We start from the raw sequence: 14,179 nt of genomic DNA, 5'->3' as shown, positions 1-14,179 counted from the left end.
CGGCGCCCTCCCTCTCAGGGGTGTGCGGGGACCGTGGTGCGCAGCGGTTCGGGGGAGGTCTCGCCGCTGGGCGCGCCGGCCGCGGTGACGGCGAGGACGAGGGCGAGGGCCGCGGCCAGTCCGATCGCGGCGGCGGTCAGTGCGCGCATGGTCGGCCTCCCTTGAGCTGTCGGGGCGTCAGGGCGTCGGGGCTGGGGCACCGTAGCAACGGGCGGCGCAGATGAGAACACGTTTCACCACGGCCCACCACGGCCGCATCACGGCCGCGCCTCGCGGCCGTGCCCGCAGGCTCGACCGCGCCCGCCGCCGCCACCGCGTCCACGACGACCACCGCCGTCCGGCTCGGCGGGAGCGGGACGGCGGTGGCAGTGGCGATGGCGGTGGCGTGGTTGTGCCGGCGCGCGCCGGTTACGGGGTGACGGTCAGCTTCACGGTCAGGACCGCGCCGTCGGCGGTGGTCAGGCGCAGCAGGAAGGTGCCCGTCTGCTTGTCGGCGCGGATCTCCGGCAGCTTCAGCAGGCCGTCGGCGCCGGTCTTCAGCGTCAGGCTGCGGAGCGGCTTGGCCTTGTCGTCGGCCTTTTCGTCGGCCTTGCCCTTGTCCTTGTCCTCGGCCTTGTCCGCGTCCGTGCCCTTGCCCGCGGCGGTACCGGCGAAGTACGGCCCCTTGTCGTTCTCCACGGGCTGCTTCGGGTCGTCGGTGATCATCGTCGCGGTCACCGCGACGCCCGCCGCGATCTTCCCCTGGTACGTGGCCTTGACCTCGATCGCGCCCTCGGCGAAGGCCGCGCCGGCCTTCGCCGTCAGCTCGGCGTCGGTGGTGCGGGCCAGTGCGTCGGCCTTGGGCGCGGGCGCCGGCTTGGCCTTGACGGTGGCGGTGACGTCGGCCGCGGGGATCTGGCGGCCCACCGCGGTCGCCCGGACGGTGAAGCTGCCCGCCCGGTCGCCGGCGCCGAGCTTCGGCGCGGTGGCGATGCCGTCGGCGCCGGTCCGGACCGTGACGTGGTCGGCCTTGTCCGGGAAGCGGGCGCCGGTCTCGCCGACGATGCGGAACTCGACGGGTACGCCCGCGGCCGGCTTGCCCTCGGCGTTCTTCGCCCGTACGCGCACGGGTTCGGCGAAGTCCTCGCCCGCGGTGGCGGTGATGTCCTCGGCGCCGATCCGCTCCAGGGCGGTGACGGGCGCGGGCTTCGTCGGAGGCTTCGTGGGCGGTGTGGTGGGCGGCGTGGTCGGCGGGTCGGTGGGCTTGGGGGTACCGGGGCCGGTGGGCGGGGTGGTCGGCTTCGACGGCGTCGTCGGCTTGCCGCCGGGGCCGCCCGGCTTGGTGGCCCCGCCGCCCTGGCCGGTGCCGGGCCGGTGGGTGCCGGGGCCGGCCGTACGGCCCGGGGTGGGCCCGGTGCCCGTGGAGACACCGTTGCCGCTGCCGGTACCACCGCGGTGCACGGGCAGGAGGCCCTTGCCGTCGGGGACCTCGTGGGTGCCCTTGCGGTAGAAGGCGAGCCAGGACAGGACCGTGTTCAGGTACTCCTGCGACGGGTTGTAGCCGAGTATCGCCTTGTCCAGGTCGTGCTGGACGGACAGGTCGCGGTGGTTGGCGCAGAGGTAGCGGCCGGCGCCGAGGGCGGCGTCGTAGATGTTGTTGGGGTCCTTCTGTCCGTCGCCGTTGCCGTCGGCGCCCCAGCCCTTGCCGTCGGGGCCGCCCTTGGACCAGGTCGAGGGGATGAACTGCATCGGGCCCACCGCGCGGTCGTGCGTGGTGTCGCCGTCGAAGGCACCGCCGTCGGTGTCGGTGATCCGCGCGAAGCCGTTGCCGTTGAGCTGCGGGCCGGTGATCCGCTGAAGGGTGGTGCCCTCGGCGTCGACGGCTCCGCCGCGGGCGTGGCCGGATTCCACCTTGCCGATGGCGGCGAGCAGTTGCCAGGGCAGCCGGCAGCCGGGGTCGGACTGGGCGACCCGGGCCTCGGCCTTCTTGTACGCGTCCAGGACGGTGGCGGGGATGCCCGCCTCGGCCGGCCCGGTGGCGGCGGGCCCGCCGGTGCCGGGCGAACCGCCGGGCTTGACCGGACTGTTGAGGGGCGGCAGGTCGGTGTAGTAGGGCGAACCGCCGTCGATGGGGGTGTCGCCCGCCTGGGCGGGGTCCTCGGTGCTGTTCCCGGACCTGCTCTCGGCCGCTCCCGGGGCCTGGGACGCGGTGAGGGCGGCCAGCGCGAGCGCCGCCACCGCCGTCGATGCCGCTCCCTTACGGAGCCGCCGCCCGAATGTGGCTGCCATCTGTGCCCGTCCCCTCCGCGTTGATCCACCGCGCGCACGGCGCCGTGTCGCGCTCCCCGGCGCACCCAACTCACGTGACACTACGACAACTTCCGGCGGGCATCTACTGCCTCCAACGCCAGACATACTGATCCTAAACGATCAGGGAGAGAGTCATGCCGTTCACACTCAGCCATGCGGCTGCCGTCCTTCCGGCCTTGCGCCGGACCGGCACGGCACGCGGCCCGCTGGTCGCCTCGGCTCTCGTCGCCGGGTCGTTCGCGCCGGACCTGACCTATTACGCGGACACCGTGCTGCCCGGCGCCATGCTCTTCGGCGACTTCACCCACGGCCTGCCGGGCGTGCTCACCGTGGACGCGCTGATCACCGCCCTCCTGGTCGGCGGCTGGCTGCTGCTGCGCGAACCGCTGGTCGCCCTGCTGCCCGCGGCCCGTCGCGGCAAGGTCCACGCGCTGGTGCGCGGCCGCCCCTGGCCGGCGGGCGGGCGGCCACTGGCGGCGCTCAGCGTCTGGTTCTACGTCTCTGCGGTACTGGGCGCCCTGACCCACACGGTCTGGGACGCGTTCACGCATCCGGGCCGCTGGGGCACCCGGCTGATCCCCGTGCTCAACGAAGTCGTCGGGGGCTTCCCGCTCTGCATGTACGTGCAGTACGGCACGTCGGCGCTGGCCCTGGCGGCGATGGGCTGGTTCCTGTGGACGGCGCTGCGCCGGGCGCCGGACGCGCCCGCTCCGGCCGGGCTGCCGGTGCTGAGCGGCGGGCGGCGGCTGCTCGGCGTGGCGCTGCTCGTGCTGTGCCTGCTCGGCGGCGCCGTGCACCGTACGCTGCGGGCCCGCGGCGCGTTCGGGGACCTGACGGTGACCTGGTTCGACTACGTACCGACGGTGCTCTTCGGGGCAGGCGCCGGCCTCGCCCTGGGGCTGCCGCTGTACGCGGTGGCGGTACGGCTGCTGCACCGCCGCGACCGCGCGCTCCGGACCCGCCCCACGGCCGCGTACGAGCAGCCGAGCACGCGGTCATAGCCCGGCACCCGGCCGTAGCCCGTCGGGCGCCGGACCGCGAGGGCGCGCGGCACCGCGTACGCATCGCCCGGCGCCGCGTACGCATCCGTACGCGGCAGCACAGTGCGCAGCCGCACGCCCCAGCCCGGTGGTCACCCGAGGCGGAAGCCCCCGGGGCAGCGGGCACCCCGGACCGTACGGCCCAGGGCGACAGGCACCCCGGGCCGTACGCCCCCGGATCAGTGCGCCGCCGACTCCCAGTCGTTGCCCGAGCCGACCGAGACATCCAGCGGGGCGCGCAGTTCGACGGCGTCCGCCATCTCGCGCCGCACCAGCTCCTCGACCTGCTTGCGCTCGCCGGGCGCCACCTCCACCACGATTTCGTCGTGCACCTGGAGCAGCATGCGGGAGGTGAGGCCGGCCGCCCGCAGCGCCTCGTCGACCCGCAGCATGGCCACCTTGACGATGTCGGCGGCGGTGCCCTGGATCGGCGCGTTCAGCGCCATGCGCTCGGCCATCTCGCGGCGCTGGCGGTTGTCGCTGTTCAGATCGGGGAGGTAGCGGCGGCGGCCCATGATGGTCTCCGTGTAGCCGGTGGCGCGGGCCTTGTCGACGACGTCCTGGAGGTAGTCGCGGACGCCGCCGAACCGCTCGAAGAAGTTGTCCATCAGGCGGCGGGCCTCGTCGGGCTGGATGCCGAGCTGCTGGGAGAGGCCGAACGCGGACAGCCCGTACGCCAGGCCGTAGGACATCGCCTTGATCTTGCGGCGCATCTCCGGGTCGACGTCGGACTTGGCGACCGAGAAGACCTGGGAGGCGACGGTGGTGTGCAGGTCCTCGCCGGAGGTGAACGCCTCGATCAGGCCCGCGTCCTCGGAGAGGTGCGCCATCACGCGCAGCTCGATCTGGCTGTAGTCCGCGGTCAGCAGGGACTCGTACCCCTCGCCGACGACGAAGCCGCGGCGGATCGCGCGGCCCTCGTCCGTGCGGACGGGGATGTTCTGCAGGTTCGGCTCGGTGGAGGAGAGACGGCCGGTGGCGGCCACCGTCTGGTTGAAGGTGGTGTGGATACGGCCGTCCGCGGCGATCGTCTTGATCAGGCCTTCGACCGTGGTGCGCAGCTTGGACTGCTCCCGGTGGCGCAGCATGATCACCGGGAGTTCGTTCTCCGTCTGCGCCGCCAGCCAGGCCAGGGCGTCGGCGTCGGTGGTGTAACCGGTCTTGGTCTTCTTGGTCTTGGGCAGGCCCAGCTCGCCGAAGAGGACTTCCTGGAGCTGCTTGGGCGAGCCGAGGTTGAACTCGTGTCCGGCCGCGGCGTGCGCCTCCTGCACGGCCTGCTGGACGGCGGCGGCGAACTGCTGCTCGATGCGCTCCAGCCAGCCGCGGTCGGCGGCGATGCCGGCCCGCTCCATCCGGGCCAGCAGCACGCTGGTGGGCAGCTCCAGGTCGCGCAGCAGGCCGGCCGCGCCGACCTCGTCCAGCTTGGTGGTCATGGCGGCGCCGAGGTCCAGGACCGTACGCGCCTGGTTCATCAGGGCGTCGGCCTGGGCCCGGTCGTCGGCGCCGAAGGCCAGCTGCCCGTCGCCCTCGGCGGCCGGGGCCAGGTCACGGCCCAGGTACTCGACGGACAGGGCGTCCAGCGCGAAGGAGCGGCGGCCGGGCTTGACCAGGTAGGCGGCGAGGGCGGTGTCCATCGTGACGCCGTCGATGCGCCAGCCGTGCTCGCCGAAGACCCGCATCAGGCCCTTGACGTTGTGCATGACCTTGTGGCTGGCCGGGTCGGCGCTCCAGGCGGCGAAGGCGCGCTCGTCGGCCTCGTCCAGCTCGGTGGGGTCGAACCAGACGGCGGGGCCCTCGGCGGTGGCGAGGGCGACCTCGGCGACGCTGCCGCTGCCCACCGTCCAGGTGTCGACCGTGCAGACGCCGAGCAGCTTCGTGCCGTGCTCGGCGAGCCAGGGGGCCAGCTCGCCTGCGCCCGCGACGGTGCCGTCGATCTCGACCTCGGCGGGCGCGGGCGCGGCATCCCCGGCCTCCTCCGCGCCGGGGTCGGCGGCCAGCAGGCGCTCCCGCAGGCCCTGGTTGCGGATCTCCAGCGCCTCCAGGAAGACGGTCAGCGCCTGGCGGTCGTAGGCGCCCCGCTCCAGCTCGGCGGGGCCGCAGGGCAGCTCCACGTCGCGCACCATCTCGGTCAGGACGCGGTTGAGCTTGACCGCGTCCAGGTGGTCGCGGAAATTCTGCCCGGCCTTGCCCTTGACCTCCTCGGCGCGCTCGACCAGCTCCGCGAACGAACCGAACTGGTTGATCCACTTCGCGGCGGTCTTCTCGCCGACGCCGGGGATGCCGGGCAGGTTGTCGGACGGGTCGCCGCGCAGCGCGGCGAAGTCCGGGTACTGGGCGGGGGTCAGGCCGTACTTCTCCTGGACCTTCTCCGGGGTGAAGCGGGTGAGCTCGGAGACGCCCTTGGTCGGATACAGCACCGTCACGTCGTCGGTGATCAGCTGGAAGGAGTCGCGGTCGCCGGTGACGATGGAGACCTCGAAGCCCTGGGCGGTGGCCTGGGTGGCGAGCGTGGCGATGACGTCGTCGGCCTCGAAGCCCTCCACGGCGAAGCGCTTGACGTGCATCGCGTCCAGCATCTCGCCGATCAGCTCGACCTGGCCGCGGAACTCGTCGGGGGTCTTGGAGCGGTTCGCCTTGTAGTCGGGGAACTCCTCGGAGCGCCAGGTCTTGCGCGAGACGTCGAAGGCCACCGCGAAGTGCGTGGGCGCCTCATCACGCAGGGTGTTCGCGAGCATCGACGCGAAGCCGTAGATCGCATTGGTCGGTTGCCCGGTGGCGGTGGTGAAATTCTCCACGGGCAGGGCGAAGAACGCCCGGTACGCCATGGAATGCCCGTCCATCAGGAGCAGCCGGGGACGGCCGCCCTCCACCGCTTCGGTGCCGGTCGCTTCGCTCTTCTTCGCTGCCTTTGCTGCCACATCCCCGATCCTGCCACGCCCCACTGACAATCCCCGCCGCGACGACCGCGGCGGCGCCGCCGTCAGCCGTCCGTGACAGGATTCTGTATACGGCACCGATCGCCGCCCCGCGGTGTCGGCGGCGCCGGTACCCCTCACCGCACACCACTCGGCTCAAGGGAGAGCGCCATGGCAGGCAAGCCGCCCGCGTCGGACCCGATCCAGGACTCGCCCGAGGTCACGCCGCCCGAGCATTACGCCGTCGGTCTGCCGGCCATCGGCCATGCGCTGCGCGTGTCCCAGCAGCAGATGGGGGTGCGCCGCACGGCCCTGACACTGCTGCGGGTCAACCAGAAGGACGGCTTCGACTGCCCCGGCTGCGCCTGGCCCGAGCCCGAGCACCGCCACGCGGCCGAGTTCTGCGAGAACGGCGCCAAGGCCGTGGCCGAGGAGGCCACGCTGCGCCGCGTCACCCCGGAGTTCTTCGCCGCCCACCCGGTCGCCGACCTCGCCGGGCGCAGCGGCTACTGGCTCGGCCAGCAGGGCCGCCTGACCGAGCCGATGTACCTCGCCGAGGGCGCCGACCGGTACGAGCCCGTGTCCTGGGAGCGGGCCTTCGACATCATCGGCGAGGAGCTGGCCGCGCTCGCCTCCCCCGACGAGGCCGTCTTCTACACCTCCGGCCGTACGAGCAACGAGGCCGCCTTCCTCTACCAGCTCTTCGCCCGCGAGTTCGGCACGAACAACCTGCCCGACTGCTCGAACATGTGCCACGAGTCGTCCGGCTCCGCGCTGACGGAGACCATCGGCATCGGCAAGGGCAGCGTCCTGCTGGAGGACCTGTACAAGGCCGATCTGATCATCGTCGCCGGACAGAATCCGGGCACCAACCATCCCCGGATGCTGTCCGCGCTGGAGCGGGCCAAGAGCGGCGGCGCGAAGATCATCTCGATCAATCCGCTGCCCGAGGCGGGCCTGGAGCGCTTCAAGAACCCGCAGTCCCCGCGCGGCCTCGCCGGCCGCGGCACGGCGCTGACGGACCTCTTCCTCCAGGTGCGCATCGGCGGCGACCAGGCCCTGTTCCGTACGCTCAACCGGCTCATCCTGGAGACCGAGGGCGCCGTCGACACCGAGTTCGTCGCCGAGCACACCCACGGCTTCGAGGAGTTCGCGGCGGCGGCCCGCGCGGACGCGGACTGGGAGGCCACGCTCGCCGCCACGGGCCTGACCCGCGAGGAGATCGAGCGCGCGCTGGAGATGGTCCTGGCCTCGCGCCGCACGATCGTCTGCTGGGCGATGGGCCTGACCCAGCACAAGCACTCCGTCCCCACCATCCAGGAAGTCGTCAACTTCCTGCTGCTGCGTGGCAACATCGGCCGCCCCGGCGCGGGCGTGTGCCCGGTGCGCGGCCACAGCAACGTGCAGGGCGACCGCACCATGGGCATCTTCGAGCGCCCCGCGCCCGCCTTCCTCGACGCCCTGGAGAAGGAGTTCGGCTTCGCGCCGCCCCGTGAGCACGGCCTGGACGTCGTACGGGCCATCCGCGCCCTGCGCGACGGCGACGCCAAGGTCTTCTTCGCGATGGGCGGCAACTTCGTCTCCGCCACCCCCGACACCGACGTCACCGAGGCCGCCGTGCGCCGCGCCCGGCTGACCGTCCACGTCTCCACCAAGCTCAACCGCTCGCATGTGGTCACCGGCGCCCGCGCCCTGATCCTGCCCACCCTGGGCCGCACGGAGCGCGACGTGCAGGCGGGCGGCGAGCAGTTCGTGACCGTCGAGGACTCCATGGGCATGGTGCACGCCTCGCGCGGCCGGCTGGCGCCCGCGAGCCCGCGCCTGCTCTCCGAGCCCGCCATCGTCGCCCGCCTCGCGCGCCGCGTCCTCGGCCCGGACAGCCCCACGCCCTGGGAGGACTTCGAGAAGGACTACGGCACGGTCCGCGACCGGATCGCCCGCGTCATCCCCGGCTTCGAGGACTTCAACGCCAAGGTGGCCCGCCCCGGCGGCTTCGCCCTCCCGCACGCCCCGCGCGACCAGCGGCGCTTCCCCACGGCCACCGGCAAGGCCAACTTCACGGCCGCGCCCGTCGAGTATCCGGAGCTGCCCGAGGGCCGGCTGCTCCTGCAGACACTGCGCTCGCACGACCAGTACAACACCACCATCTACGGTCTCGACGACCGCTACCGCGGCATCAAGAACGGCCGCCGCGTCGTCCTGGTCAACCCCGAGGACGCCCGCGCGCTCGGCCTGGCCGACGGCTCGTACACGGACCTCGTGAGCGAGTGGACCGACGGCACGGAGCGGCGCGCGCCCGGCTTCCGCGTCGTCCACTACCCCACCGCGCGCGGCTGCGCGGCGGCGTACTACCCGGAGACCAACGTCCTCGTACCGCTCGACCACACCGCCGACACCAGCAACACCCCCGCCTCGAAGTCCCTGGTCGTCCGCCTGGAACCGGTGGCTCCGCAGGCGTAGCCGCGCGGCTCGCGCCGTCCGTCCGGCCCGGGGTCTCGGCCCCGGGCCGGACCGCCGCTGCGTAGCCTGATAAGAACATGCACGACTCAACGACCGGCGTCGGACCGGCACCGCACGGACCCGCCGCACCGACGCCACCGGCACACGAACGGAGCCGCAGGACATGGGCGAGCAGCGCGCGACCACGTTTCCGCAGGAGATCATCGACCAGTGGGCCGGGCTCGGCCTGGACCTCACCGCGCTGTTCTCCGCCGGCAACCTCGGTACGCGCATGAGCGTGCAGGTCCTGGAGGCCGCGCCGGAGCGCATCGTCGGCACCATGCCCGTCGAGGGCAACACCCAGCCGTACGGACTGCTGCACGGCGGCGCCTCCGCGGTGCTCGCCGAGACCCTCGGCTCGGTCGGCGCGATGCTGCACGGCGGCCCCACGAAGCTCGCCGTCGGCGTGGACCTGAACTGCACCCATCACCGCGGCGCCCGCTCCGGCCTGGTCACCGGCGTCGCCACGCCCGTCCACCGCGGCCGCTCCTCCGCCACGTACGAGATCGCGATCACCGACGAGGACGGCAAGCGGGTCTGCAGCGCCCGGCTGACCTGCATGCTGCGCGACGCGGACGCGTCGGTGTACCGCGGCTGAGCCCGCCGCCGCGCCGGGCACGGTGCGGCGGCGTCCACACCGTCACGACGGCCCCGTTCCCGGTCCAGGGAGCGGGGCCGTCGCCGTACTCCCCGGGACACTCCCGCCCCCGGGTCTGCGCCGGGCGCGCACCTGCGCTCCTCCGCTCCGTCCCGTACGCCCCCGCGCCCCATAACGCTCCGTAGCCCGCCCGGCCGGCACCTGCGCCGCCGGGCTCCCTTCCGTGCACCCGCCGCGCATCCGTCCCGCACGTCACATCCGATATGCGGACATCGAGACCATGATCGGCCTCAAATCCCCTGCGGGAAGTGCGAGTTCACGCTCCGCCCGGCGTCCGCGCCGGATGTAAGGGGCATGAGGGCAAAACGCTCATCGACGGTCATAACAAGAGCGTCACATCCTGGTCAGCGCCGCTGTCAGGTCACACGGCACCGCTCTAGAGTCACCGCCAGTCACCGCGCCGCCGGGCGCGCGCCACGAGCACGGACCCTGTACCACCCGTACAGCCCGGCGCGCGAAACGGTCGTGCGACGCGCACCGACCGCGCCAGGGAAAGGACTGATCGTGCGTCACCGTTCCTTGCTCATACTCACCACCGCGGTCACCGCCGGCGCCCTCACCGTCTCCGCATGCGGTTCCCGCGGCGACGACAAGAAGGGCGGCGAGGGCTCGAAGACGTCCGTGACCATCGGCCTCGACGCCCCGATCACCGGCGAGCTCTCCGCCCTGGGCCTGGGCATCCGCAACTCCGCCCAGCTCGCCGTCGACAACGCCAACAAGGCCGGCGAGGTCAAGGGCGTCGACTTCAAGCTGGAACCGCTCGACGACAAGGCGCAGGCCAACGTCGGCCAGCAGAACGCCACCAAGTTCGCCGGCGACAAGGACGTCCTGGGCATCGTCGGCCCGCTGAACTCCAGCGTCGCCCAGTCCATGCAACAGGTCGCCCAGCAGAGCGGCGTGGCCCTGATATCCCCGGCCAACACCACCCCCGACCTCACCCAGGGCAAGGACTGGAAGCAGAACAAACGCGTCCGCCAGTTCTCCACCTACTTCCGCACCGCCACCACCGACGAGGTCCAGGGCGCCTTCGACGGCCAGTTCGCCTGGGAGAAGGCCAAGTTCAAGAACGCCTACGTCATCGACGACCAGAAGACCTACGGCGCGGGCCTCGCCGCCTCCTTCAAGACCCAGTTCACCAAGCTGGGCGGCAAGATCGTCGGCTCCGAGCACGTCAACCCGGAGGACCGCGACTTCAAGGCCGTCGTCGCCAAGGTCAAGGCGGCCAAGCCCGACGTCGTCTTCTACGGCGGCGAGTACCCCGCGTCCGGCCCGCTGAGCCAGCAGCTCAAGGACGGCGGCGTCACCGTCCCCCTGATGGGCGGCGACGGCATGTACAGCGCCGACTACATCAAGCTCAACAAGAAGGCGCAGGGCGACTACGCCTCCTCCGTGGGCAAGCCCGTCGAACAGCTCGACTCCGCCAAGAAGTTCATCAGCGACTACCAGGCCGCCGGCTACAAGGACCGCTACGAGGCGTACGGCGGCTCCTCCTACGACGCCACCTGGGCCCTGATCCAGGCCGTCAAGAAGGTCGTCGGGGACAACGGCGGCAAGCTGCCCGGCGACGCGCGCAAGAAGGTCGTCGACGCCCTGAACCAGGTCTCCTTCGACGGCGTCACCGGCCACGTCGCCTTCGACAAGTACGGCGACACCACCAACACCATGATCACCGCCTACCAGGTCGACCAGGGCAAGTGGACGGCCCGCTTCAGCGCGGAGTTCAAGAAGTTCGACAAGGCCGGCAAGAGCTGAGACCCGGCCCGGGGAGTGCCTTTCGGATCAGCCCGACCCGGAAGATCCGCAAGACGCGCCCCGGCCGGCCCCGTACCGCCGAGGCCGGCGGGCCCGGACCGTCCGCGGTCCCCGGGCCCGCCGCACCACACCGGCCAGTGCCCCGCCCGCGCCAGGACGCCACGAACGCCCCCGGCACCCGGGCCGCCGCCACCGCCCGTACCGTCTTCCCACCCCACGGAGGCCCTGCGGTGAACGAACTGCCGCAACAGCTGGCCAACGGACTCATCCTCGGCGCGATGTACGGACTCATCGCGATCGGCTACACGATGGTCTACGGCATCGTCCAGCTCATCAACTTCGCGCACGGCGAGATCTTCATGGTCGGCGGCTTCGGCGCGCTCACCGTCTTCCTCGCCCTGCCGTCCGGTACGTCCCTCCTCCTCGCGCTGCCCCTGATGCTCCTCGGGGCCGTCGTCGTCTCGGTCCTCGTCGGCGTGGCAGCGGAACGTTTCGCCTACCGGCCGCTGCGCGGCGCGCCCCGCCTCGCGCCCCTGATCACCGCCATCGGCCTGTCCATCGCCCTCCAGCAGGCCGTCTGGAAGTGGTACCCCGAAGGCAACAAGGCCCGCGTCTTCCCCCAGTTCAAGGGCGACGCCTTCGAGATCCTCGGCGCCACCGTCCAGCGCGGCGACATCTTCGTCATCGTCGCCGCCCCCGTCTGCATGATCGCCCTCGGCTTCTTCGTCGCCCGCACCCGCAGCGGACGCGCCATGCAGGCCACCGCCCAGGACCCGGACACCGCCAAACTCATGGGCGTCAACACCGACCGGATCATCGTGCTGGCCTTCGCCATCGGCGCCGCCTTCGCGGGCGTCGCCGCCGTCGCCTACGGACTGCGCACCGGCGAAGTGCAGTTCCGCATGGGCTTCATCCTCGGCCTCAAGGCCTTCACCGCGGCCGTCCTCGGCGGCATCGGCAACATCTACGGCGCCATGCTCGGCGGTCTCGTCCTCGGCGTCGCCGAAGCGCTCGCCACCGCCTACGTCGAGGAGATCCCCGGTATGCAGCAGTTCGGCGGCGGAGCCTGGAAGGACGTCTGGGCCTTCGTCCTCCTCATCCTCGTACTCCTCCTGAGGCCACAGGGCCTGCTGGGCGAACGCGTCGCGGATCGGGCGTGATAGCGATGACCACCACACCCGCCAACGGCGGCAACGGCAACCCCGCGAAGACCGCCGGCGCCCCACCGCAGCACCCGCCCGGCGTCCTCCCCCTCGCCGAACACGGCGCCCGCCTCACCACCGCGGCCGCCGCCCTCGCCACCGCCGCCTCCACCGCCCTCGCCTGGACCTGGAGCAGCGACTTCCCCGGCGACCTCACCTACTACGGCTCACCCGCCGGCCTCCAGCTGATCACCCTCGCCGGCGGCGTCCTCACCCTCCTGTTCACCCTCTCCGGCCTCGGCGTACGCGGCCTCGGCTGGCTCACCCCCGCCGGCCGCAACGCCCCCGTCCTGTTCGCCGCCACCGCCACCCTCGCCGCCACCTGGTTCACCCTCGGCGCCATCGCCGTCCACCTCGGCGGCCTCGTCAACCTCGAACCCGGCGGCTTCGTCGCGGGCGCCGCGGCCCTCGCCACCCTCCTCGGCGCCCTGGGCCTGCCCGCCGACCGCACCGCCCCCGCGGGCCGCGAGACCGGCCCGCCACCCGGCGCCTGGCACCGCTTCACCGGCGCCCTGGCCCCCGTCCCCCTGCGCAAACCCACCCTCACACTGCCCTCCTGGGGCGAGATCCTGGTCATCGCCGCCGCCTTCGGCGCCGCGCTCTTCGTCTTCACCTACGGCGTCGACGCGGAGGACGGCCCGCCCTTCGTCGGCTACCTGATCTTCGTCGCGCTCGCCGTACCCGCCCTGCACCGCGCCGGGCTCATCGGCCGCCTCACCGCCATCACCGCCCGGCACCGCGGCGTCGCGCTGGCCGCCGCCTTCGTCGCCGCCGCCGGCTTCCCCTTCACCCAGGAAACCGACCAGTACACGATCATCGGCGCCAACATCCTGATCTTCGCCACCGTCGCCCTCGGCCTGAACGTCGTCGTCGGCCTCGCCGGGCTCCTCGACCTCGGATACGTGGCCTTCCTCGGCGTCGGCGCCTACGCCGCCGCCCTGGTCTCCGGCAGCCCCGAATCCGCCCTCGGCGTGCACTTCCCGTTCTGGGCCGCCCTGCTGACCGGCGCCGCCGCCTCCCTCGTCTTCGGCGTCCTGATCGGCGCCCCCACCCTGCGCCTGCGCGGCGACTACCTCGCCATCGTCACCCTCGGCTTCGGCGAGATCTTCCGCATCGCCATGCTCAACCTCAACGGCACCACCGGCCCCGACGTCACCAACGGCGCCATGGGCATCCCCAACATTCCCAACCTGGAGATCCTCGGCTTCAACTTCGGCGAGTCCCACGAAATCCTCGGCGTCACCATCGCCACCTACGGCAACTACTACCTCCTGATGATCCTCGTCACCGCCTTCGTCGTCCTGGTCTTCCGCCGCGCCGCCGCCTCCCGCATCGGCCGCGCCTGGATCGCCATCCGCGAGGACGAGACCGCCGCCGTCGCCATGGGCATCAACAGCTTCCGCCTGCGCCTGCTCGCCTTCGCCCTCGGCGCCGCCCTCGCCGGACTCGCCGGCACCGTGCACGCCCACGTCGTCACCACCGTCACGCCCGAACAGTTCCAGTTCGCCGGCCCCACCCCGCCCAACTCCGCCTTCCTCCTCGCCGCCGTCATCCTCGGCGGCATGGGCACCCTCAGCGGCCCCCTCGTCGGCGCCGCCCTGCTCTACCTCATCCCCGCCAAACTCGACTTCCTCCAGGACTACCAGCTGCTCCTGTTCGGCCTCGCCCTCGTCCTGCTCATGCGCTTCCGCCCCGAGGGCCTGATCCCCGACCGCAGGAAGCAGCTCGAATTCCACGAGACCGGCCAGCTCGACGTACCGCCCGACACCGGCCTGCCCGAACGGGACCAGGCCATCGGCGGCACCCAGGCGAAGGCGTGACGCG

9 protein-coding genes are annotated in these 14,179 nt (G+C 72.4%); 6 read left to right on the top strand and 3 right to left on the bottom strand.

Annotated elements, in window-relative coordinates:
- Window positions 1-14 precede the first annotated feature (14 nt).
- Both ACFV57_RS16110 and ACFV57_RS16105 read right to left on the bottom strand, forming a co-directional pair.
- Window positions 15-149 carry an SPW_0924 family protein gene (locus ACFV57_RS16110; protein ID WP_385231442.1) on the bottom strand — a complete coding sequence of 45 codons (135 nt, stop codon included), beginning with the start codon at window positions 147-149 and terminating at the stop codon, window positions 15-17.
- Window positions 150-408: 259 nt separating this feature from the next.
- Complete coding sequence (locus tag ACFV57_RS16105) at window positions 409-2,268, bottom strand: lytic transglycosylase (protein WP_385231439.1); 1,860 nt, start codon at window positions 2,266-2,268, stop codon at window positions 409-411.
- Window positions 2,269-2,423: 155 nt separating this feature from the next.
- Here ACFV57_RS16105 and ACFV57_RS16100 point away from each other — a divergent pair, with 155 nt between their 5' ends.
- Window positions 2,424-3,290, top strand: coding sequence for a DUF4184 family protein (locus tag ACFV57_RS16100; RefSeq protein WP_385231436.1), 867 nt, complete (start codon window positions 2,424-2,426; stop codon window positions 3,288-3,290).
- Between the two features lie 218 nt (window positions 3,291-3,508).
- On the opposite strand, the gene polA is transcribed toward ACFV57_RS16100, so the two are convergent.
- A complete protein-coding gene (gene polA, locus ACFV57_RS16095) occupies window positions 3,509-6,169 on the bottom strand; it encodes a DNA polymerase I (RefSeq protein ID WP_385231603.1) in 2,661 nt (886 codons plus the stop codon).
- 246 nt (window positions 6,170-6,415) lie between these two features.
- Between polA and ACFV57_RS16090 the strand changes: the two genes are divergently transcribed.
- The 5 genes from ACFV57_RS16090 (at window position 6,416) to ACFV57_RS16070 (ending at window position 14,175) form a co-directional block, all read left to right on the top strand.
- Window positions 6,416-8,704 carry an FdhF/YdeP family oxidoreductase gene (locus tag ACFV57_RS16090; protein ID WP_385231433.1) on the top strand — a complete coding sequence of 763 codons (2,289 nt, stop codon included), beginning with the start codon at window positions 6,416-6,418 and terminating at the stop codon, window positions 8,702-8,704.
- Between the two features lie 163 nt (window positions 8,705-8,867).
- On the top strand, window positions 8,868-9,341 hold the full coding sequence (locus ACFV57_RS16085) for a PaaI family thioesterase (protein WP_385231430.1): 474 nt from the start codon (window positions 8,868-8,870) through the stop codon (window positions 9,339-9,341).
- Window positions 9,342-9,920: 579 nt separating this feature from the next.
- On the top strand, window positions 9,921-11,153 hold the full coding sequence (locus ACFV57_RS16080) for a branched-chain amino acid ABC transporter substrate-binding protein (RefSeq protein ID WP_385231600.1): 1,233 nt from the start codon (window positions 9,921-9,923) through the stop codon (window positions 11,151-11,153).
- Window positions 11,154-11,383: 230 nt separating this feature from the next.
- Window positions 11,384-12,313: a branched-chain amino acid ABC transporter permease gene (locus ACFV57_RS16075; RefSeq protein WP_385231427.1), complete on the top strand. Its 930-nt coding sequence runs from the start codon at window positions 11,384-11,386 to the stop codon at window positions 12,311-12,313.
- Window positions 12,314-12,318: 5 nt separating this feature from the next.
- Window positions 12,319-14,175, top strand: coding sequence for a branched-chain amino acid ABC transporter permease (locus tag ACFV57_RS16070; RefSeq protein WP_385231424.1), 1,857 nt, complete (start codon window positions 12,319-12,321; stop codon window positions 14,173-14,175).
- Window positions 14,176-14,179 lie beyond the last annotated feature (4 nt).

Origin of the sequence: Streptomyces sp. NPDC059788 (assembly GCF_042732265.1) — a bacterium.
Classification (GTDB): Bacteria; Actinomycetota; Actinomycetes; order Streptomycetales; family Streptomycetaceae; genus Streptomyces.
The sequence above is the reverse complement of the archived record's forward strand: the minus strand, read 5'-3'. Positions and strand labels throughout refer to the sequence as shown.